Source organism: Flavobacterium sp. AK-345, from assembly GCF_058310175.1.
Map to the genome: position 1 here is coordinate 861569 of NZ_JBZEER010000001.1, position 23090 is coordinate 884658.

The 23090-nt window shown below is 35.8% G+C and carries 12 protein-coding genes; 4 read left to right on the top strand and 8 right to left on the bottom strand.

Translation table 11 applies throughout. The annotated features are described in order from the left end of the window. Window positions 1-119: 119 nt before the first annotated feature. From AC4FQ3_RS03925 to AC4FQ3_RS03935, 3 genes are all read right to left on the bottom strand, one after another. Window positions 120-599: a PPC domain-containing DNA-binding protein gene (locus AC4FQ3_RS03925; protein ID WP_491180947.1), complete on the bottom strand. Its 480-nt coding sequence runs from the start codon at window positions 597-599 to the stop codon at window positions 120-122. A 176-nt stretch (window positions 600-775) separates the two neighbouring features. Next, entirely contained in the window at window positions 776-991 is a 216-nt protein-coding gene (locus AC4FQ3_RS03930) for a hypothetical protein (RefSeq protein ID WP_042566801.1), read from the bottom strand. Window positions 992-1279: 288 nt separating this feature from the next. Beyond that, complete coding sequence (locus AC4FQ3_RS03935; RefSeq protein ID WP_491180948.1) at window positions 1280-2512, bottom strand: PQQ-dependent sugar dehydrogenase; 1233 nt, start codon at window positions 2510-2512, stop codon at window positions 1280-1282. 554 nt (window positions 2513-3066) lie between these two features. On the opposite strand from AC4FQ3_RS03935, the gene AC4FQ3_RS03940 reads away from it, so the two are divergent. Genes AC4FQ3_RS03940 through AC4FQ3_RS03955 form a run of 4 tightly spaced genes read left to right on the top strand, consistent with a single transcriptional unit; the run spans window position 3067 to window position 11290 of the window. Next, a complete protein-coding gene (locus tag AC4FQ3_RS03940) occupies window positions 3067-3654 on the top strand; it encodes a phage tail protein (RefSeq protein ID WP_042566799.1) in 588 nt (195 codons plus the stop codon). Window positions 3655-3705: 51 nt separating this feature from the next. After that, on the top strand, window positions 3706-4842 hold the full coding sequence (locus AC4FQ3_RS03945) for an ABC transporter substrate-binding protein (RefSeq protein ID WP_491180949.1): 1137 nt from the start codon (window positions 3706-3708) through the stop codon (window positions 4840-4842). Between the two features lie 16 nt (window positions 4843-4858). Continuing rightward, on the top strand, window positions 4859-10390 hold the full coding sequence (locus tag AC4FQ3_RS03950) for a T9SS type A sorting domain-containing protein (RefSeq protein ID WP_491180950.1): 5532 nt from the start codon (window positions 4859-4861) through the stop codon (window positions 10388-10390). A 51-nt stretch (window positions 10391-10441) separates the two neighbouring features. Continuing rightward, the gene (locus AC4FQ3_RS03955; RefSeq protein ID WP_491180951.1) at window positions 10442-11290 is read left to right on the top strand and encodes an outer membrane beta-barrel protein; all 849 of its coding nucleotides are present in this window, start codon (window positions 10442-10444) and stop codon (window positions 11288-11290) included. A gap of 1288 nt (window positions 11291-12578) precedes the next feature. On the opposite strand, the gene AC4FQ3_RS03960 is transcribed toward AC4FQ3_RS03955, so the two are convergent. The 5 genes from AC4FQ3_RS03960 to AC4FQ3_RS03980 form a co-directional block, all read right to left on the bottom strand. Then, window positions 12579-14975, bottom strand: coding sequence for a TonB-dependent siderophore receptor (locus tag AC4FQ3_RS03960; RefSeq protein WP_491180952.1), 2397 nt, complete (start codon window positions 14973-14975; stop codon window positions 12579-12581). Between the two features lie 171 nt (window positions 14976-15146). Then, entirely contained in the window at window positions 15147-16643 is a 1497-nt protein-coding gene (locus AC4FQ3_RS03965) for an aminotransferase class V-fold PLP-dependent enzyme (RefSeq protein ID WP_491180953.1), read from the bottom strand. Between the two features lie 23 nt (window positions 16644-16666). Beyond that, on the bottom strand, window positions 16667-18610 hold the full coding sequence (locus AC4FQ3_RS03970) for a protein-disulfide reductase DsbD family protein (RefSeq protein ID WP_491180954.1): 1944 nt from the start codon (window positions 18608-18610) through the stop codon (window positions 16667-16669). A gap of 448 nt (window positions 18611-19058) precedes the next feature. Continuing rightward, complete coding sequence (locus tag AC4FQ3_RS03975; protein ID WP_491180955.1) at window positions 19059-21851, bottom strand: M16 family metallopeptidase; 2793 nt, start codon at window positions 21849-21851, stop codon at window positions 19059-19061. 89 nt (window positions 21852-21940) lie between these two features. Continuing rightward, window positions 21941-23080 carry a redoxin domain-containing protein gene (locus AC4FQ3_RS03980; RefSeq protein WP_491180956.1) on the bottom strand — a complete coding sequence of 380 codons (1140 nt, stop codon included), beginning with the start codon at window positions 23078-23080 and terminating at the stop codon, window positions 21941-21943. Window positions 23081-23090: the final 10 nt, after the last annotated feature.

Below are 23090 nucleotides of genomic sequence, written 5' to 3' on the forward strand. Positions count from 1 at the left end.
TGAATTTGAATGCATAAAAACGTAAAACTTTTTAAACCCTATCAATATAATAGACTAATTACAGAATTGAGTAGTATTTGCTAAATATTTAACAGAATAATTTTAAGGTTTTCAATTAATTATTGATTACAATTTAATTGTAAAACATTGGCTCCTAAAGGTTGTTCGAGTTTGCGTTCTAATTTTTCATTATGAATGGTAATATAAATTTCCATAGAGCCTGTTCCTACTTTTAAGGCCAGAATATGTCCGCCATAAGCATCAAACTTATTATCGGTTGCTACACCATGAACGTGAATGGATGGTTTTTCTTCTTTCCAGGCGATTGATCCGGTTAAACTTCCCATTTCGACTTTATTGAAGGTTTTGGGATTGAATTTCTTTGCGTTAAAATCATAAAAACCAAAAGTAGCGTCGCTTGCAAAGCCAATTCCGGTAAAGTTGGCCGAGGGGATTTGTTTTTCTTTGGCTAAATTTTCAAGGTTAGCCAAAACATCATCTCCTTCTCTTAAAACCATTAAATAACCATAATCTGTTTTTGTATAGCGACATTTTTCGTTATCTGCTTTTTCTTGCGTATGTGCTGCAAGTAGTGCCATACCTATTATTAATATAGCGAATATTGTGAATATTATTGTTTTTGGTGATAAGTTCATATGGTGAATTTTTAAACAAAACCTGCAGTAATAATTACTGCAGGTTTTTCTGAATCAATAACTAACATTATAAATAAATTGAATCAATACATAGATTTATTAATCTATTTGCTGTTTTCCTATTTCGGAGTTGTAGTTGCTGTTGTGTCTTTTACAGCTGTTGTGTCAGTAGGTACCATTGTAGTATCTACTGCGGCGGCATTGATACTATCAACTGTAGTGTCTGTTGAATCGTACGTTGAATCTGCCGGGACAGTGTCTGTCTTTTTGCATGAAAATGCAAGTCCTGCTAAAATAACAAGTAAGGCAACTTTGGATTTGATAAGTGTTTTCATAATAATACGGTTTTTTATTGATAACTAATTATTCAAATTTAGACTTTGATTACATTAAATTTCTTACATAATTATTTTTAGTTTTTACAAAATATTACATGTAAAAAACTAAAAAGCAACAAGTTAATCAAAAAAAACAGGGCCTTAATCTTTATATTGCAATACAATATTGCCTCCTTTATTAAAACTATTTACTAGTAAAACTATTTACTAGTGAATTTCAAATAAAAAAAAGGTGCAGTAATGCACCTTATCATGTTTATTTAAAAAAATCGTGAATCTTCCGGACTATTTTTTATCAATTTTATAGAGTCTACCACCATCTGTAACGGCGTATAAAGCTCCGTCACTTCCCTGGGTTACATCTCTAAATCTTTGACCTTCGCTGGCAAGCAATCTTTCTTCGCCAATTACTTTATTGTCTCTAATGGCAAGACGAATAATATGTGTTGCGCTTAATGAACCGATGAACAAATTGTTTTCCCATTCTGGTACACGGTTTCCTGTGTAAAAAGTCATACCACTTGGAGACACAACAGGATCCCAGTAATAAACCGGCTGTTCTAAACCATCTTGTTTTTGAATTCCGGCTCCAATTTTCTCTCCGCTGTATTCAATTCCGTATGTTATTGTTGGCCATCCATAATTAGCTCCTCCTTTAAGGCGATTAATCTCATCACCTCCACGTGGTCCGTGTTCGCTTTCCCAGATGTCACCTGTAACCGGGTGAAGTGCTAAGCCTTGTGGATTTCTATGACCAATAGAATATAATTCTGGTAATGCACCGCTTTGGCTAAAAGTTGGATTGCCTGATGCTGCCTGACCATCTTTAGTTATTCTAACTACTTTACCAAGACCGCCAGTTACGGATTGAGCCAATGGTCTGGTTTCAAGAACAGAACGCTCTCCGGTACTAACGACAAGATTTCCTGTTTTATCAAAAAGAATCCTTCCTCCATAATGAAGCGTACTTGGGTTTGCAGGATTCGCATGATAAATTACCGTTGCGCCTTCTATTGTTTTTTCGTCATTTGATAGTCTTCCTTTGGCAACTGATGTTTGATTTCCTCCTGTTACTGCTTCTGAGAAAACCCAATAAATCATTCTGTTTGTAGTAAAATCAGGATCGAGCACTAAACCTAATAATCCGCCTTGTCCTGCAGGATTTACAGCCGGGGCTCCTGTAATAGCGGCACTAACTACTCCTTCTTTAGTTACAATTCGAAAGGTTCCTCCTTTTTCGGTTACTAATAATCTGCCATCAGGAAGGCTTTTTACTCCCCATGGAGCTGTTAAGTTTGTTGTAATCACTTTTCCTTCATAAGGAGTATTTGTCTGCACACCATTAATACGGGTCTGACCTGTAAATGCAGGAGCATAAGCTGTATTAGGTGTTTCTGTTTCTACCGGATTTGTAATTGTACCGGGATCAGTATGTGGGATTTTGTCATCGTTTGAACAACTCGTAAGAGCTAATAATGCACCCGCAAGGATAGCAAAGATGTAATGAATTTTTTTCATGGTATTTGGGAGTTTAAAAATTAAAAAAGGTTTATATATAAATAAGTTAACACTAATTGAATAAGAATTTTACTTCATTTTCTTTTCGTCGGTTCAAATTTCTTAACTTATGAATATAAAATCTTACATGATTTAACGCAAAACTTATACAATTAATTGTTTGATCTGAAATAAACCTACAAATCAATAAGCCAAACAAATTTAATTGTGACACTAAAAATTAATTTCATGACAGTAAATTCCTGTTCCATGACATATTAATCTGGTGATGGGTATGAGATATTTACTTTTAATCTGAAAAAATAAATTATTCATATTAATAAAGAGTAAACGAATATCATTTGACAAAAAAGTGAAGAATTATTCAGTTTTCTGTAAAAAAATAAGTAAAAACTCTCTTTTTTGAAGCAAAAACAGGTATAAACACCTGTTTATTAAATAGATATAAAAAGTAACTTAGCATTATACTAAAAAACTGTCAAATCTATCTTTTACTATAGAGATAAGACGACAAAACCAAAACTAAATTTATTAACTATCTAATTTTTAAAACCATGGAAGAATACATTGCGACTATCAAAGCTTTTGCTTTTAATTTTGCACCAAGAGGCTGGGCATTTTGTAACGGACAAATCATGTCAATAGCACAAAACACAGCACTTTTTTCGTTAATCGGAACAACTTATGGCGGTAATGGCCAAACAACATTTGCTTTGCCTGATCTAAGAGGCAGATCTATTGTACACCCTGGACAAGGGCCTGGATTAAGTAATATTAACTATGGAGAAGTAAGCGGAACTGAAAACGTTACTTTAACAATAAACAATATGCCTGCTCACGGACATGTTATTCCTGCATTGGGTCTTACTGCTGTTACAACTATTAACGCATTAAGCGGCGGTACAGTTAGTAATGAAACTGATGGCGGCAACAATTCATTTTCAAGTGGAGGCTCTACAGCAAATGTCTATAGTGAGCCAGGAGGTACTGCTACACCTATTAAAGGAGCAACTACAACCGGAACAACTGCAGTAGGTACTACTGGTATTGCAGGAGCAAATAATCCATTTAGTTTAAGAAATCCTTATTTGGGAGTTTACATGAGCATTTGTTTAGAAGGTATTTTTCCTTCCAGAAATTAATAAATATGAAACAGAGGTATCTATTGCCTCTGTTTTTTTTAATCTCATTTTATGGATAACGACATCAAAGTAGGAATTTTAATTCCAAAATCGCAACAGTATCCTACATTAGATAAAGATTTTATACGAGGCTTAAAACTTAATAATCTCAAAGTAAAATTTTTTGTGGAGAGTATTGGTATTGGTTCCAGCGAGAAAGTAATAATTGAGAAAATACAAAAATTAAATTTTCAGGAAGAAGTATCAGTTATCATTGGCTTTTTTGGTCATAATAATATAATGGAGGTTTATAATTATGCCTCACAAAATGATATTTTATTACTGGCTGCAGATCTTGGCGCGACATTACCTTATGAAACCACCACACCAAAAGGAGTTTACATTAATTCGTTTGGATTAACAGAATCCTGTTATCATTTAGGCGGTTATTTAACAGACAAAAAATTGCAAAGAATTGCAACAGCCAGTTCTTTTTATGATTCAGGTTACGGTATGCTGTCGGCAATTGAATATGCTTTTCAGGAAAAGGCAAATTTTTCAGGACATTATATTACTCCTTTTGTTCCCAGAGAAGATGAATCTTCACAAATGGATCAATCTATAAATGCTCAGGAGCCTGATGCTGTTTTTGCTTTTTATAGTGGTTTATATGCTCAGGAAAATGCTGATTTTATAAGTCAAAATAAAATTACTCAAAAGTATCCGTTTTATGTTACTCCGTTTTTTATTAATGATAAAATTCTGGATGATTATAAAAATGACCCTCACGAGCTTTATGTAGTAAGTTCCTGGATGCAAAATGATAGTGATACTGCAGATTTTACTATCGAATATAAAAAAGCATATGCAGAGAATCCGTCGGTTTTTTCTATTCTGGGGTACGAAAACGGACTGATTTTAAAGAACATTCTTCTTAATGCTGATAACAATCTTAGTATTGATTTTTTAATTGAGGAGATGAACAAATTAAATATTGCCGGACCAAGAGGAAATATTCGATTTGATAAGGACACAAACAGAACCATATTTAATCATTACATCTATGAATTAAATATTGATTCTCTTAATACTATAAGCTTTAAAAAAATTGAAACATTGATAAATGACGGACATTTTATTAAGGCTTCTACTTCATTTACTAAGCCAGATAAAATAGGCGGCTGGCACAATGCTTATCTATGTCATTAAACTAACATTATCTATTATGAAAAAAAAATTACTATTATTCATTATGCTCTTATGTACATTTTTTGTGCATCAAAATGCAAAGTCACAGACTTTAGCAGCGGGCGATATAGCTTTTATTGGCTACAATACCAGTCCTCTGGATGGCTTTTCTTTTATCACATTAAAAGATATACCTGCAGGTACAGTAATCTATTTTACTGAACGTGGCTGGGGTAACGGAACCTGGGTAGCTGGAAGTACTGAAACACATTTGCAATGGATAGTACCCGGTCCCGGAGTAACTCCGGTAGGAACTGTTGTTTCTGTTATGGAAACAACTCCTGATGTATTTACAGTGACCGGAACAACAGGTATTGGTTATGCTCCTGGTTATACTGGTTTTAATCTTTCTGCCGGTGACCAGATTTTGGCTTACCAGTCAGCAAGTGGTGTTTTGCCTATTTTACCAAATCTGCCCACTTTTATTGCAGGTATTCATGGAGAATATAATTCTGCTGATTATGATGCTACAACCAAATGGAATCTTTCAACTACAAGTGGAGGTCCCGGAAGTGCTCAGCCATTAGGTTTAACCAATGGTTTAAATTGTATTTCTTTATTTCCGGCACCTGGTCCTGAAGTTGCAAATAGCAAATTTACCGGAACATTAACTGGTACTGCTCTCGATATAATGACAAGTATTAATACCTATACAAATTGGTCTCATGACCCCACCGTTAATTATACTATAACTCCTGTAAGTTACCCTGTTCCGGCAATTACTACCGCAGTCGCACCAACAGTTACAACTACCGCAGCCGGAACTATTAAATCTGTTTCTGCAACACTTGGTGGTGTGGTAACTGCAGATGGTGGTGATGCAAGTATTGTAAGAGGAATAGTTTGGGCTACAACAGCAAATCCTGTTATTGTTACAAATAATACTGTTCAAATTGGAAATGGTACAGGAACATTTTCAAATGTTATAACAGGACTTCCTCCTGCTACAACTATTCATTTTAGAGCTTATGCAACAAATAGTGGAGGTACCGGTTACGGAAGTGATTTAACCTTTACTACAGGAGCGGCTTTGAGTACCTCATCAACTCCACAGACAAATATTAGCTGTAATGGCGGTACTAATGGTTCTGCCTCTGTTGTAGTAACTGGCGGTACTACTCCTTATACTTATGCATGGGCTCCATCCGGAGGTACGAATGCTTCAGCAACAGGACTTGGTGTTGGCTCTTATACGGTAACCATTACAGATGGTGAATCGACACAAATTACAAGAACTTTTAATATAACACAGCCGCCAGTACTTAACGGAACTCCAGCTACAACTCAAGTGGCATGTTTTGGAGGATCTAATGGTGTTGCCAGTGTTACAGCATCCGGAGGTACTCCCGGATATACTTATTTATGGAATACAGGAGCAACAACTTCTGCTATTACCGGACTTACCGCTGGAACTTATAGTGTGACAATTACAGATGCGAATGCATGTACAAAACTTGTAAGTAATATTATAGTAGCACAGCCATCGGTTTTATCAGCTTCTCAAGGCACAATAACTAATGTAAGCTGTAATGGAGGTGCTAACGGATCTGCAACTGTTACAGCTACAGGAGGCGCAGGAGGATATACGTATTCATGGTCTCCATCTGGAGGAACGGCTGCTACAGCATCGGGACTTTCTCAGGGAAATTATACGGTTACGATTACAGATGCAAACTCATGTCAGGTAACTCAAAATTTTGCAATCTCACAACCTACTCCATTTTCTGTAACAACTTCACAAACTGATATATTATGTAATGGAGCTGCAACAGGATCTGCAACAGTAAATGTAACAGGCGGAACTGGTGCTTATACCTATTCATGGTCGCCATCTGGCGGAACTGCTGCAACAGCAACAGGACTTACAGCGGGAACTTATACGGTTACGATTAAAGATGCTAATCTGTGTCAGACTACAAGAACTTTTACTATCAATCAGCCAAGTGCATTGATAGCTACACCGAGTGCACAGACAAATATTGGATGTCGTGGTGAGGCCACAGGATCTGCAACGGTAAATGTAACTGGTGGAACTCCGGGATATACTTATTCATGGGCGCCATCTGGAGGAACTGCTGCAACAGCAACAGGGCTTACAGCAGGAACTTATACAGTTACGGTTACGGATGCTAACGGATGTATAGCAACACAAACTTTTTCAATTACTCAGCCGGCAGCAATTTTATCTGCAACTACTGCAACAGTTGGTGTTAGTTGTTTTGGAGGATCTAACGGAAGTGCTTCTGTAACAGTTTCAGGTGGAACATCAGGATATGCTTATTCATGGGCGCCTCTTGGTGGTACTACAGCAACTATTACAGGACGACCTGCCGGTAATTATACCTGCACAATTACAGATGCAAATGGCTGTACATTAGTTAAAAACTTAACAATAAACACACCTCCTCTATTTTCGGCAACTGCAGTAAAAACAGATGTTTCATGTAATGGAGGTACGAATGGTACTGCTACTGTAAATGCATCCGGAGGTACTCCGGGTTATACTTATTCATGGTCGCCATCTGGCGGAACTGGTGCAACGGCTTCAGGTCTTGCGGCAGGAACCTATACTGTCACTGTTACAGATGCTAACACATGTCAAACCACTGCAACCGTTACTGTAGGTCAACCTTCAGTTTTAGTAGCCTCAACAGCAAAAACTGATGCACTTTGTAATGGAAGTGCCAGCGGAACGGCATCAGTAATTGTTTCAGGAGGGACAGGAGCATATTCATACATATGGTCACCTTCTGGCGGCACGGCTGGTACAGCAACAGGGTTAGCAGCTGGAAACTACAATTGTTTAATTACAGATGCTAACGGATGTACTTTAACTAAAACCTTTACAATTAATCAGCCTGCAGTCTTAAATGCTACTACAACGCTAATTAATGCAACTTGTACAACTGGAGGTCAGGCAGCCGTAGGGCCTGTAGGTGGTACCTCACCATATAATTATCTATGGTCCCCTTCTGGCGAAACAACGCAAACAGTAACTGGATTAAGCAATGGAAATGTTAGCTGTTTAATTACAGATGCTAACGGATGTACAGTTACAAAAAACTTTACTGTAACCACAACAAATACATTAGTTGCTACAACATCTCAAACAGATATTTTATGTAATGGAAGCAATACAGGAACAGCAACCGTTGTGCCTTCTGGTGCTCCTGGTCCGTTTACTTATGTTTGGTCACCTGCCGGAGGAAATGCAGATACAGCAACAGGACTTACTGCAGGAAATTATTCGGTAACAATAACTTCTTCAAATGGCTGTTCAATTGTAAAAAACTTTACAATAACTGAACCTACTGCTTTAACAGTTACACCTTCACAAACAAATATTTCATGTAACGCAGGATCAAACGGATCTGCTTCTGTAATCGTAACAGGCGGAACGGGAGGTTACACTTATTCATGGTCACCATCTGGTGGAACTGCTGCAACTGCATCGGGATTAACTGCAGGCACTTACACAGTAACGATTACAGATGTTAACTTATGTCAGACAACACAAAGTTTTACATTAACTGAGCCAGCTGCCCTGGCTACTACATTCTCTCAAACAAATGTTTCCTGTAATGGAGGATCTAACGGATCTGCTTCTGTAAGTGCAACAGGCGGAACTGGTGCATATACTTATGTATGGTCTCCATCTGGCGGAACTGCTGCAACAGCATCAGGATTATCTGCAGGTACTTATACTGTAACTGTAACCGATGCTAACCTATGTCAAACTACAGCAACTGTTACTATAACAGAACCTAATATACTTGCAGCAACAACATCACAAGTTAATGTTTCTTGTAATGGACAAAGTGATGGTTCTGCCACAGTAAACGTAAGCGGTGGAACTAGTTCTTATACTTATTCATGGGCTCCATCAGGAGGAACTGCAGATATAGCTTCGGGCTTGGCAGCAGGAACTTATACCGTAACTGTAACAGATGCAAATAGCTGTACATTAACCGAAACGGTAACGATAACTACAATTCCAGATGTGACGTTACCGGTACCAGATGTAACAAATCTTCCTGATATTACGAATTATTGTTCAGTTTTACCGGCCGAAATTGCTATACCAACAGCGACTGATAATTGTTCAGGAATTATAACTGCAACAACAGCCGATCCTTTAAGTTATACTGCAGTTGGTAATTATGTTATTAACTGGACTTATACTGATGATAGCGGAAATACTGCAACTCAGCAACAAAATATTAATGTAATAGCTTCTCCTTTAGATCAGGTAACTTTTACTGATGCAGAATTCACTTACAATGGAAGTGTTCATACGATAGAAGTTGCAAATCTTCCTGCCGGAGCAAGCGTAGTTTATACCACTACTCCATCAACAGGAACATCAAACGGAGCTGTTGATGCAGGTTTCTATTCAGTTACTGCAATAGTATCACCTTCTGTAAGTTCGCCAAATTGTTCACCAATTACGCTTACTGCAGAGCTTGAAATCAAAAAAGCGCCTCAACAAATTACTTTTGGAGCTTTAGCAGCGAGAATCCTTGGAATTAATAATGATTTCAGTTTAGAAGCTACATCAAATTCAGGTTTACCAATTCGTTATTCGTTTACTTATACTTCTGCACTTCCTCCGGCAAACGTGTCTGCGAGTGGTTTAGTGAGTCTGATAAGATCCGGACAATTGGAAATTACTGCCCATCAGGATGGTGATGACAACTATTTGCCAGCCGTTTCTGTTTCTCAAACTCTGGTGATTAAAAACAACGATGTTTCGATTACAAGTATCACTATCAATGGTGAAGTGTATAGCGATCCTGCAAAAAATATTACGTATGTAATGGAATGTGGAGAAAACAATCCAAACATCGCTATTTTAAACAGTACAAATGCAACAATAACACCATCTGCCAATTTTACGGTTCAAACTCCTAAACCGGGAATTTATACGCAAAACGTAACCATTACTTCAGAAGATGGAAGTACTACTGCTAATTATACTATCAAAGTAGAAAAACCATTTGGTTTCTATGATATTGTGAAACAAAAATTCAACAATGTACTTCTTGTAAACAACAACCCTCAAACAAATGGCGGTTATGAGTTTACTGCATACCAATGGTTTAAAAACGGTCAATTGATAGGAACCGGTCAATATTATACTGCAGGAAATGATTCTAATAATGTATTGGACCCAACTGCATCATATAGTGTAAAAATGACTACCAAAGATGGAAAAGTACTTCAAACCTGTGGATCGACAATTGTAATACAAAATTCATTTCAGGCCAAACTTTATCCTAACCCTGTTCAAGTTGGAAAAGTTCTTACCGTAGAAGCCGATTTTCCAGCAGAAGATCTGGCAAATATGCAGATTTCACTTTATTCTGTTTCAGGAAAACTGGTTAAAACAGTTCAGTCATCTTCAGTAATAACTGAAATACAATTACCTGCAACGACTGAAAGCAATATGTATCTCGTAGTTCTTGAAAGTGCGAACATAAAAAAATCATTCAAAGTAATTGTAAAATAAATAAACCCGCCAGTATCAGATAAAAATGATACTGGCTAATATAACTTTAAGATGAAAAAATATATAAGCAATCCTATAAAATCATTAACCATAGCCGGGCTTTTAATAATTTGCCTGAATAGTTATGGCCAGGATAAAAAGCAGGAAATATCAATCTCTGTAGGCGGGCCTTTTTCCTTCCTGAAATATAATTCAGCTGGAGAAACAGTATACGGAAATGGTATTAATGCAGGAATTCGTTATTCTTATTATTTAAACGAAGGTTTAAGTATTGGAATTGGTGTAGAATATCAAACTTATAATTCTGATGCAAAATTTGGTTATTTGGCAGGACAATATATGACTACAGATGCCGAAGATGAAAATTTTCAGTTCAGATATAAAGCAACAAATCTAAGAGAAGAGCAAAAATTGGGTTACATTAATATTCCAATAGGCATTCAATTTGAAACTCCCGGAACATCACAATTATATGTTGCAGCAGGAGCAAAAATTGGATTTGCAACAAGCGGAACTTACGAAACCAAAATGCAAAATCTAACTACAAGCGGTTATTATCCGCAATATAATGTAGAATTATTTAGTCCTGCATTTGCCGGTTTTGCCAGCACAGATAATGTTACAGCCAACAAACAGGATATTGATACAGATGTATCTTACTCTGCCACTTTTGAAACTGGTCTAAAACAAAAAATCGGAGACAGAAGTTCTATTTACATCGGTGTTTATTTAGATTACGGCCTAAATAATATCTATGACAAAAACAATAATAAAAACCTGGTGCAATACAATCCTGAATTGCCTGTGCAATTACAATATAGCAGCGTATTGGAAACTCCATATGCAAACGATGTGCGACTAGTTTCGTATGGCCTTAAATTACGATTTGCCTTGCGTTAATCTTAATTTAGTTAATTAATGAAGCCGGTTTCTTGGGGGGAAACCGGCTTTGTTTTTTTATTTAAATGATAATTTTTATAAGGTCGATTTTTGTTTGTTTTTCGAATATTCTAATTGAGATAAAATGCGGATTATTGGAACGCAGACGCACTGCTGCGCGTCTCTACGATATAGATTGAACATAATTTGTCGTGAACATTTGAATAATATTTTTCAAATATTCTAATTGGAATAAAATGCGGATTATTGGAACGTAGACGCACTGCTGTGCGTCTCTACGATATAGATTGAACATAATTTGTCGTGAACATTTGAATAATATTTTTCAAATATTCTAATTGGAATAAAATGCGGATTATTGGAACGTAGACGCACTGCTGCGCGTCTCTACGATATAGATTGAACATAATTTGTCGTGAACATTTGAATAATATTTTTCAAATATTCTAATTGGAATAAAATGCGGATTATTGGAACGTAGACGCACTGCTGTGCGTCTCTACGATATAGATTGAACATAATTTGTGGTGAACATTTGAACAATAATTGCCGAAATAAAAAAACATAAACATCTAATACCACGTATCCACACAAAAAATATCGCACAAAAATATCTACACAACGCATATTGTAGAGACACATATCTGCACAACGCACATCGTAGAGGTGCACAGCAGTGCGTCTCCCGCAAAGTAACCTCACAGTTTATAGAAATTTTCAACCTGCAACAAAACAATAATAGTCGAAATAAAAAACATAAACACGACTACCAAATATCTACACAAAAACATCTACACAACGCATATCGTAGAGGCGCACAGCAGTGCGTCTCCCGCTTTGTTTTTTTATTTAAATAATAATTTTATAAGGTCGATTTTTGTTTTTTCGGATATTCTAATAGAGATAAAATGCGGATTACTGGAACGCAGACGCACTGCTGTGCGTCTCTACCGTATAGATTGAACATAATTTGTGGTGAACATTTGAACAATAATTGCCGAATATCCTAATTGAAATAAAATGCGGATTATTGGAACGTAGACGCACTGCTGTGCGTCTCTACGATATAGATTGAACATAATTTGTGGTGAACATTTGAACAATAATTGCCGAAATAAAAAAACATAAACATCTAATACCACGTATCCACACAAAAATATCTACACAACGCATATCGTAGAGGCGCACAGCAGTGCGTCTCCCGCAAAGTAACCTCACAGTTTATAAAAATGCCACAAAAAAAAGCATGCGAAACCGCATGCTTTTTAATCAGAATTCTAAAAAAATATTAGAATTTATAAGTAACACCAACTCTAAAATTTCTTGGAGCTTCTGTTTGCCAGTAATAAGCATTAAGCCATTCATAATAAGATCCACTGTAAAGGTATTTATCCAAAATATTAAACACATTGGCAGTAACTTTCACTTTTCCAATTTCATAAGACAAACCTCCGTCAAGTTTAAAATAGTCCGGCAATCTTTCTGCTCCCGGGCTCCATGTATCAGTTTGACGTCCTGCAAGGAAAGTTCCTCCAATAGAAGCGCCAAATCCTTTGATTTTACCGCTTTGAACAGTATAGTTTAACCACGCATTTGCGGTATGTTTAGCATATCCGGGAACAACTGAGCCTACAGTTAAAATATTAGATTCTGTAACTATTGATTCTGTAAAAGCATAATTAGCGATAAGATTCAATCCGTCTAATAATTTTCCTCTAACATCAAATTCAAAACCTTCAGCTCTTTTTTCTCCTAATACAATTTTATACGGATCATTTGGACCATTGTTAGGATCTGCAGTAAGTTCATTTTCTTTTATAATTCGGTAAGCCGATAATGAAGTATTCCAGGATCCGTCAAACCAGTCTTTTTTTATACCAAATTCGATATTACTACCCGTAAGAGGTTTCACTTTATCTCCGTTAAGAATAATACCTGATTGAGGCAAAAATGCCTGATCATATAATCCGTAAACGGCCAGATTATCAGTTACAGAAAAACTGATACCCGCACGTGGCGTAATATGACTATCCGCCTGAGTTTCTCCCCAACTTGTCTGGCTAATCCAGGTGTATCTTGCCGCAAGAGTTACCCTTAATTTGTTTTCAAAAAATCCTAACTCATCCTGAACATAACCGGCAGCATATTCTGAACTCATAATTCCACCCGCTGCAGCAGCTCTAACACTAAGAGGCGTTGTATGATCAAAATTAGGAAGTCCGTTTGATGGAGTGCCATAATCTGGGTTATTTACATTAAATGGATCGTCTACTGTATCAAGATCGTGAGCTTGTCCCCAATCTGCCATATAATCTTTACTTGCTAAATCTATACCTCCTAATACTTTATGGGTGATTGGTCCCGTATTAAATTTTCCGTTAAGAAATATTTGTCCTAAATACATATTGCTTTCCGCATCCCAAATACCAACATTTCTAATGATTTCACCGGTACCTAAGCTTCCATCAACAGTTGGTCCTACCGTACTTGGCCATGAACTGTATCCTTGTTGTAAATATTTAAAATAAGAAGTTTGTGCTGTAAGTTTCCAATTGTCATCAAACTTATGTTCAAACATCAGGTAACCACTATGATCCTGAATATTAGTATCCGGCAATCCTGGCTGTGTCATTGTAAAATCTACAGGAGTTGTTGCATATCCTCCGGAATCAGCACCAAAAACATAATAAGAACCAACTTCGGTCATATTTGCATACTGAAAATTATATTCTGCAGTTAATTTTGTTTTATCATCAATTTGATATGAAATTACCGGAGCAATTACATAACGGTCGTTGTGTTCAAAAGGCCTGTGAGAACCTTTCTTTTGCGCAGCTCCGTTAAATCTGTACAATAATTTTCCTTTTTTGTCCAGTTTCCCGTCAAGGTCAAGACTTACTCTGTAAAAATCATAACTTCCAACTAATGCAGAAACTTCGCCTTTTGTAATTCCGGTTGGTTTTTTAGTTACTACATTATAAAGTCCACTAGGATCACCGCTTGAAAGCATAAATCCTGCCGGTCCTTTTACAAATTCGATATGATCTACAAAACTCATATCTTCAGTAAGTGGTCCCCAAAAAGAAGATACCACGTTGAAACCATTACGGAAAGCCTGAATTTGAGAACCACGCATCGTAATATTTGTATATAAATCTCCCCAATGTTCTAAACGCACAGCACCGCTCACATTACGAATAACACCGTCGCTCATACTTGTAATTTGTTGGTCTTTTAAGGTTTGACCACTTACAATCTGAATGTTTTGCGGAATTTCAAGTACCGGAGTTTGTAATCTTAAAGATAAAGAAGGCTTATCCTGTTTGTATTTATTTTTGGTAATTACTACTTCATCAAGATCTTCTTTGCTCTCAGAAAGAGAGAAATTTTTAATTGTTGTCTGACCAGCAGTTACGACAATATTATCTTCTACAGAATTTATACCAACTGATTTTATACTAATTGTATAATTTGCCGGTTTTACATTTTTTATCTCGTATTGCCCTTTATCATTGGTAACTGCATTGTATTTTGTTCCTTTAAGACGAACAGTAATATTATCTGCAGGAGTATTTCCGCTAAGGACAATTTTCCCGCTTACTTTTCCCGTTTCCTGTCCTAACATTGTTAATGAGGTCAGAAACAATAAACTAAACAGAATTTTCTTTATGGTTGTGATGTTCATTTTGGTTATGATATTAAAATTTCTGACAAAAGTAATTGCTAAAATCTTTTTATCCAAATTATTTTTAACCATTCTAAATAAAAACAATGTTTTAATTATAAAAAAACTTCATAAAAAAAAAGCGGATGAATTATCTTCATCCGCTTACTGTTCTTAAAATAAAGTGAGTTTTTAAAAAGAAAACCAAAGTTTTACATCCTCACAAATTGTTTCTTCTTTTATTAAATTATCAAACTCATTTGTACAAGGATTATATTGATAATTCTTTTGCCATTCTTCATAATTTAAACCTACTTTTTGAATGGAATCACAAATAAATAAAAGCTCCTCATTTGTCATTGTTGGATGTAATGATATACGAACCCAACCCGGTTTATCAGTCAAGTTTTTCTGAAGAATTCCGTTTGTAATCGCTTTTGATTTTTCTTCATCAATACCAAATAAATAATGAGCATAAGTACTTGCACAAGACCAGCCGCCACGAACCTGAATTCCGAAACGATCATTTAAAAGTCGTACTATTAAATTGTAATGAATGTTTTCTATAACAAAAGAAACACAGCCAATTCGCTCTGTTTTTAAATCTCCTAAAAGAGACAAACCGTTTATTTTTTGAAGTTCAGAAAAACAAAGATCCAAAAGCTCTTTTTCTCGGTTTTTCATGTTTTCGATTCCCATTTTTTGTTTTAGTTCCAAAGCCAAAGCAGTACGCATAACCTGCAAAAATCCCGGAGTTCCGCCATCTTCTTTAACTTCTATGGCATCACTGTAATGATATTCGCCCCAGGGGTTTGTGCATTTTACATTTCCTCCTCCCGGATTATCCGGAAAATTAGATTGATACAGCTTTTCGTTAAAAACCAAAACACCGCAAGTTCCGGGACCGCCCAGGAATTTATGTGGAGAAAAGAAAATTGCATCCAGTCGTTCTTCCGGATCTTCGGGATGCATATCGATTGAAACATACGGTGCCGAAGCTGCAAAATCAACAAAACAAAATCCACCGTTTTGATGCATTATTTTAGCCAATTCATGATACGGCGTAATGATTCCCGTAACATTCGAACAGGCCGTAAACGAACCTATTTTTAAACTTCTGTTGGCATATTTTTTTATTTCTTCGGATAATATTTTGGGATCAGCTAAATTGTTTTCATCGGCAGGTAAAACCACAACATCTGCCATAGTTTCGTACCACGGAACCTGATTAGAATGATGTTCCATATGTGTGATAAAAACAACTGGTCTTTCATCTTCATGAAGCAGTTGCAGACTATAAATATTATCTGCAGAACGCAAACCCATTATTCGCTGTAATTTTGATAAAGCTGCCGTCATTCCCGTTCCGGTTGTCACCAAAACATCAGATTCATTGGCATTGACATGCTTTTTAATTAAATCTCTCGCATGATTATAAGCATAAGTTGAAGCTTTTCCCGTCTGGCTTGAAAATGAATGTGTATTGGCAATCATGGGACCAATTTTGGTACACATGATTTGCTCAATCGGAGTGTATAACCTTCCGCTGGCAATCCAATCTGCGTACAACAGTTTTTGTTTTCCGTAAATAGATTCAAAATGATGATTTGCGCCAATTGTATTTTCTCTGAATTCAGAAAAATATTCTTCGAGCTGACTCGTTTCCGGTTTATTCAAAATAGTATTCATTACTTTTATATCTTAAAAACAACTTATTTTTTAAAGTTTTTAATTCCCCAATTCAGCCAATTGTAATAATTCTCAATATCAGGATTATAGGCTGAAGGTTCTGTTAAATTTGCACTTTTATGATCTACAATTACATAAAATGGCTGTGCGTTTGCTTTATAGGTTTTTATTTGTAAATCGCTCCATTTGTTACCAATCGTTTTGATTTTTTTTCCTGTAGTTTCAGATGTATATTGCTCGCTTTCCGGCAGCTCTTTTTTATCATCAACATATAAGGAAATCAAAACCACATCATTTTTCAAAACGCCCAAAACTTTTGGATCAGACCAAACCAATTCTTCCATTTTTCGGCAATTTACGCAAGCATAACCTGTAAAATCGAGCAAAACCGGTTTGCCTGTTTTTTTGGCAAATTCCATCCCTTTATCATAATCATGAAAGGTGATAATATCCTGCGGACCGTATTCTGCACCTTCGGGTAAGCTTTCTTTATTTGCTGTTCCTGTATTTTTAGAAAAACCAACTCCGTATGGAGATTCACTGTAATGCATTGGCGGCGGAAAACCACTTATTAATTTTAAAGGAGCTCCAAAAAGCCCGGGAATTAAATAAATGGTAAAACTTAAAACAAGCAATCCTAAACTTAATCGTCCAACAGAAATATGATTTAAGGGTGAATCATGAGGAAGTGTAATTTTTCCGAATAAATAAAAAGCCAATGTTCCGAAAACGGCAATCCAAATCGTTAAAAATACTTCTCTTTCCAGCCAATGCAATTGCAGAACCAAATCGGCATTTGATAGAAATTTAAAAGCCAAAGCCAATTCCAGAAATCCTAAAACTACTTTAACGGTGTTTAACCATCCGCCAGATTTTGGCAAAGCATTCAGCCAACCGGGAAAAGCGGCAAATAATGAAAAAGGCAATGCAATCGCTATTGAAAATCCTAACATTCCAACAATTGGTGCAATTCCGCCTTTTGAAGCTGCTTCGACCAATAAAGTTCCCACGATTGGGCCCGTACATGAAAATGATACAATTGCCAAAGCCAAAGCCATAAAGAAAATACCAATAAGCCCTCCTCTGTCTGCTTGCGAATCGACTTTGTTGGCTAATGCATTGGGCAGCATAATTTCGAAAGCACCCAAAAAAGAAGAGGCAAAAACAACCAATAAAACAAAGAAAATAATATTGAACCAAACATTTGTAGAAAGTGCATTTAGAGAATCGGCACCAAAAACCGCCGTTACAATCGAACCTAATAAAACGTAAATAATTACGATTGAGAACCCGTAAATTAAGGCGTTTCTAATTCCTGCAGCTTTCGTTTTACTTTGTTTTGTAAAATAACTTACTGTCATTGGAATCATTGGAAATACGCAAGGCGTTAACAAAGCTGCAAAACCGGATAAAAATGCTATAATAAAAATGCTCAGCAAACCTTTTGAGTCATTCTTTTTATCAGTATCCATTTTATCTTTTTTTACAGCAACATTTTCTTCAGCAGAAGCCACATTCTTAGCATTCGGAATTTTAAATACTAATTCTTCCGAAGACGGTGGCAAACAATTGCTATCATCACAAACCATGAATTCAACTTCAGCCGCAATATTCGAAACAGCATCCGAAGTAAATTTTATTTTTTGTGTAAAAAGCGCTTTACCTTCAAAATATTTAATTTTCATATCGAAGATTTTATCGACTACTTCGTGTCCTTTTCCTTCGGTAGTTTTACCCAATAATTCGAAGTTTTTCTTTTTGAAAGTAAAAGCTGTTGGCGATGGCCCGCCTTCTTCAATATATTGTCCGTACAAATGCCAGCCAGCTTGTATTGTGGCTTCGGCTTTTAAAAGATATTCTTTTTCAGAAATTTTTTCGACCGCTGTACTCCATTTTACGGGATTGTACATTTGTCCAAAAATGCTTCCGTAAAAGAGCAGCATTACTGTTATGATGATATTTTTCATTTGGTTATTTGATTTTTTTCCTGTTTGTGATTTATATAAAACATAAAAACATAGGTTCAAAAACGACATAGGTCGCCCTTGCTCAAAATAACAGATCTTAAAAGCTCAGCGAAAAATTTAGATTTTCCGGAAACTTCCAAAATTGAATTTTAAGTCTATGTGTAAAATGTAAAGAATTGTGTTTTTTAAAAGAGCTGTCGGCAAAACAGCTCTTTATGGTCTTTCATAGAAAATGGCTTACTAATTCAGATTCTAAAATGAAAAATGAAAGACTGCTATTAAAATTTATTTTTAGGTTATCCGCATATTGTCATCCCGAGGAACGAGGGATCTCCGCGAGAAGCTCCGCAAACTAAATCGCCAATCTTTGTCGACTTGCTTACGGAGATCCCTCGTTCCTCGGGATGACAAAAATGAGATAATAACTTTGACAAAGTTTAGTTACCCCTTATTGCAAAGGCTTACCATCCTTATCAAGCGAACCCGATTTAATGATAATCATTTTATCTAACTGAATGTATTTTTTGATAGCGTCGTTTACTTCTTTCAACGTTACTTTCTCGATATCTTTTGGATATTGTTCGATATAATTTGGCTCTAAACCTCTTTCGACAAAACTCAAAATCGTTCTGGCCATACCGCTTGTAGTTGACATTCCTACTTTAAAACTTCCAATTAAATTGGTTTTCTTGTTCTCTAATTCTGCTGTGGTAATTCCGTCTTTTACCCATTTATCGACCTGAACCATAGTGGCATCCAATCCTTTTTGAAACAAAGTTGGGTTGAAAGAGGCATTCACAAACCAATATCCTCCGGTGGTGATATTTCCGCCTAAACCAGACGAAATACTATAAGTTAAACCATCATTATCACGAACAGTCTGCATTAAACGTCCCGCAAAACCGGCACCTAAAGTGTAATTGGCAATGTAAAACGGAATATAATCTGCATCGGCTCTTTTTAAACCTGTGTATTGGCCAATGAATAATTCGGCGCTTGGTTTTTCAGGAATAGTAACCACTTCTGTTTTTGATGCTGCTTTTTGAGTGTCATTAAATTTCAATGTTTCAGTCACACCGCCATTCCAGTTTTTAAATGATTTTTTTAAAGATGCGCCCAAGTTTGCCCCTTCTGTATCACCCACAATTACAAAGTGCATAGATGCCGGACCAAAATATTTTTTATGAAATGCTTTTACTTCATCAAGCGTTGCATTTTTGATATTGGCTAAATCCTCTTCAACACTTAAACTGTAATTTGGGTTTCCTTTTTCATAAATCGCCTGTGATAAAGCAATATCTCCTCTTTCACCCGGATCGTTTAAATTTTGCTGTGTATTTCCGGTAAATTGCATTTTAAGGTTTTCAAATTCGGTCTTGTCAAATAATGGCGAACGTAATTCTTCTGCCAATAAAACAATAACCTGATCCAGATCTTTTTTCAGACATTTAAAACCAATATTAATTTTCGTGTTTGATGCACCAATATTAATGTTCACACCTAATTTTTGAAGTTTTTCAGAGAACTTGAATTTATCATTAAGCGTAGTTCCTTTTGATAACAGGGATGTTGTTAACGAAGGAATCATCGAATTTTTAGTCTCACTGGCAAAGTTTCCTAATGAAATACTTGCTGAAACGGTAACAAAATCTTTGGCAGAAGTTTTTACAGAAACCACATCGATTCCAGCAATTTTTTCTCTTTTATAAGATGAAGCTCCTTTTTCAATTGCATTTTCAACGTTTTCATCAATAGTATTTATTGTGATTTTTTGTTCCGATGAAAGAGCTGAATGAGTTTCTTCTAAATGATTATGATTTGAATCTCTATAATAAAACGGACCATTTTCTGGCATAAAATTCTCTGCTTTTGCCTGATCTTGTCCTTGATTTCCTGATTGTTTCGGAATAAAATACCCTGTTGTACTTTGATCTTCAACTAAATATTTTTGAGCCACACGTTGTACATCGGCAGGCGTTACTTTTTTTAGTCGGTCAACTCCTGTTACAAAATCTGTCCAGTCACCAGAAGCAATTGCTTCATTCAATTCTGATGCAATAACACCAGAACCATCACGTGCTAAAATAGTCTGAGCGCTAATTTTTGCCACAACACGATTTACTTCATCCTGCGTTACGCCTTCTTTTTGAATTTTAGCTACAACCTCACTTATTTTAGCATCAATATCTTCATGTTTTGATGTTGTTGGAAAACCTACGCCAATGGTAAAAAGTCCCACTTCTTTAAAGTTCGTTGCACTGGCATACGCATAAATTCCCATACGGCTGTCTACAAAAGTCTTGTTTAAAATCGCAGACGGACCTGAGCCAATAATTTCACCCAAAATATTTAAAGCCGGTAAATCTTCATGTAAAGCACCCGGAATTTTATAAGCTTTGTTTACAACGCCCAATTCTCCCGGTTTTTTAACTACAATTTTACGAGGCCCATATTGTTGAGGTTCTTCTGTATACGGTTGTGGCATTTTGTTTGGCGCTTTGGTAATTTTACCGAAATATTTCTCAACTAACTGAAAAACATTTTCTTTTTGAAAATCACCAATAATGGTCAATGTCGCATTATCCGGCCAATAATAGGTGTTATAAAAATTACGTAATACTTCAATTGGTGCTTTTTCAATATCTGATTTCCAGCCAATTGTAGAATGATGATACGGATGTGCAATATATGCCGAAGCCCAGATTTCTTTGTCCAGTAAACTATTTGGGTCATTTTCGCCACGTTCAAATTCGTTACGAACTACCGTCATTTCGGCTTCTTTATCTTCTTTTAATAATAAAGAATTACGCATTCTGTCGGCTTCGATTTCTAATGCCAAACCAATTTTATCACTTGGTAAAGTTTCAAAATAATTGGTACGATCATACCAGGTTGTAGCGTTTAACTGTGCTCCGGTATTTTGTAGAACATCAGTAATTGTATTTCCGTTTTTTTTATTGAAAGCTGTAGTTCCTTTAAACATCAAATGTTCAAGAAGGTGCGTTGAGCCTGTGTTTCCTAAAACTTCATTTTTAGAACCCACGCGATATACAATTTGAACGGTTGCAACCGGAGATGCATTATCCTGCAAAAGCAAAATATTCATACCGTTTGGCTCGTATAAATATTCTTCGATTCCACCTAACTCTTTTATTTTCTTAAAGTTAACAGATTTATTTTGCGCTGAAATTAAGGTACAAAACGCTAATGAGCAGTAGCCCAAAAAAATGTATTTTTTCATTTTTAGTGATTGATATGTTGTTTTTAGATTGAGATAACTTTCTCAAAGTTAAAAACTTTGAGAAAGTTTAACTGCTTATTTTTTATTATTTAAGACTTACTGAAAATTTCTTTCAATTTTGACTGAAGTGCTTCTTCTCTAAGATTTTTGGCAACGATTTTTCCGTCAGGTCCAATTAAATAATTTGTTGGCACTAATTTTACGCCATATAAAACAGCCGCATCGTTTTTCCATCCTTTTAAATCAGAAACATGTGTCCACGTTAAACCATCTTTTTCAATTGCTTTTTGCCAAAGATTCTTTTTATCATCCAGAGAAACGCCTAAAACATCAAATCCTTTGTCATGATAGGTTTTGTAAGCTACAAGTACATTTGGATTTTCTTTTCGACATGGACCGCACCAGCTTGCCCAAAAATCTACTAAAACGTATTTTCCTTTGTAATCTGAAAGTTTTACTACTTTTCCGTTTACATCTGTTTGAGAAAATTCCGGAGCAGTTACACCAACAGCCGTTTTATCATTAAGATCGATTGCTTCTTTCAACTGTTTCCCGTAAACTGATTTTTGTACTTCCGGAGATAAAACAGCGTAATACGTTTTTACCTGTTCCGGAGTTCCGTATGATACAATTCGGTCATTAATTACTAAAGCTGCAGCGATTTTATCTTTATTTTTTCTGATGAATTTATCGGTTAAACCATCAGCAAAAGTTTGAAGATCTTTCCACTTTTTATCCATCATCGTTTGTTGTTCAGCAGTCAGTTTTGCTTTTCCGTTTTGAGTTAAAGAATCTGATAATTTGTAAACAGGACCGGCAATACTTTGTATTTTTTTGAATTCATTATCGTAAAACGATTTGTAAATATCGTTTTGTACTGCACCGCTTACTTTAGCTTTGAAAATAGAATCTTTTTTGGCTTCAACTTTTATACTTTCATTATCTAAAAGAAAAAAAGCACCATATTCTTCTCCTTTTAATTTAATAGTATGTAATAATGGCTCTGAAACTTTTCCTGTAAAGGTAAAAGCTCCGTCTTTATTGATTTGAGCAGAATCTGCTATTGTTTTGTTTCCTTTTTCATCTGTATTTTCCAGATAAACAGTTCCCTTGTCTAATCCGGCAATTGTACCGGTAATAGTAAATCCTTCTTCTTTTTTAGAGCATGAAGAAATTGTCGTTATTAGCGCTAAAGCCAATAATCCTGATTTAAAGATTGTACTTTTCATTTTTGATATT

Coding starts and splice junctions, on each gene's coding strand:
- AC4FQ3_RS03960 (WP_491180952.1), bottom strand. CDS start 14,975: ATGAACATCACAACCATAAAGAAAATTCTGTTTAGTTTATTGTTTCTG.
- AC4FQ3_RS03950 (WP_491180950.1), top strand. CDS start 4,859: ATGAAAAAAAAATTACTATTATTCATTATGCTCTTATGTACATTTTTT.
- AC4FQ3_RS03925 (WP_491180947.1), bottom strand. CDS start 599: ATGGCACTACTTGCAGCACATACGCAAGAAAAAGCAGATAACGAAAAA.
- AC4FQ3_RS03975 (WP_491180955.1), bottom strand. CDS start 21,851: ATGAAAAAATACATTTTTTTGGGCTACTGCTCATTAGCGTTTTGTACC.
- AC4FQ3_RS03965 (WP_491180953.1), bottom strand. CDS start 16,643: ATGAATACTATTTTGAATAAACCGGAAACGAGTCAGCTCGAAGAATAT.
- AC4FQ3_RS03935 (WP_491180948.1), bottom strand. CDS start 2,512: ATGAAAAAAATTCATTACATCTTTGCTATCCTTGCGGGTGCATTATTA.
- AC4FQ3_RS03940 (WP_042566799.1), top strand. CDS start 3,067: ATGGAAGAATACATTGCGACTATCAAAGCTTTTGCTTTTAATTTTGCA.
- AC4FQ3_RS03930 (WP_042566801.1), bottom strand. CDS start 991: ATGAAAACACTTATCAAATCCAAAGTTGCCTTACTTGTTATTTTAGCA.
- AC4FQ3_RS03970 (WP_491180954.1), bottom strand. CDS start 18,610: ATGAAAAATATCATCATAACAGTAATGCTGCTCTTTTACGGAAGCATT.
- AC4FQ3_RS03980 (WP_491180956.1), bottom strand. CDS start 23,080: ATGAAAAGTACAATCTTTAAATCAGGATTATTGGCTTTAGCGCTAATA.
- AC4FQ3_RS03955 (WP_491180951.1), top strand. CDS start 10,442: ATGAAAAAATATATAAGCAATCCTATAAAATCATTAACCATAGCCGGG.
- AC4FQ3_RS03945 (WP_491180949.1), top strand. CDS start 3,706: ATGGATAACGACATCAAAGTAGGAATTTTAATTCCAAAATCGCAACAG.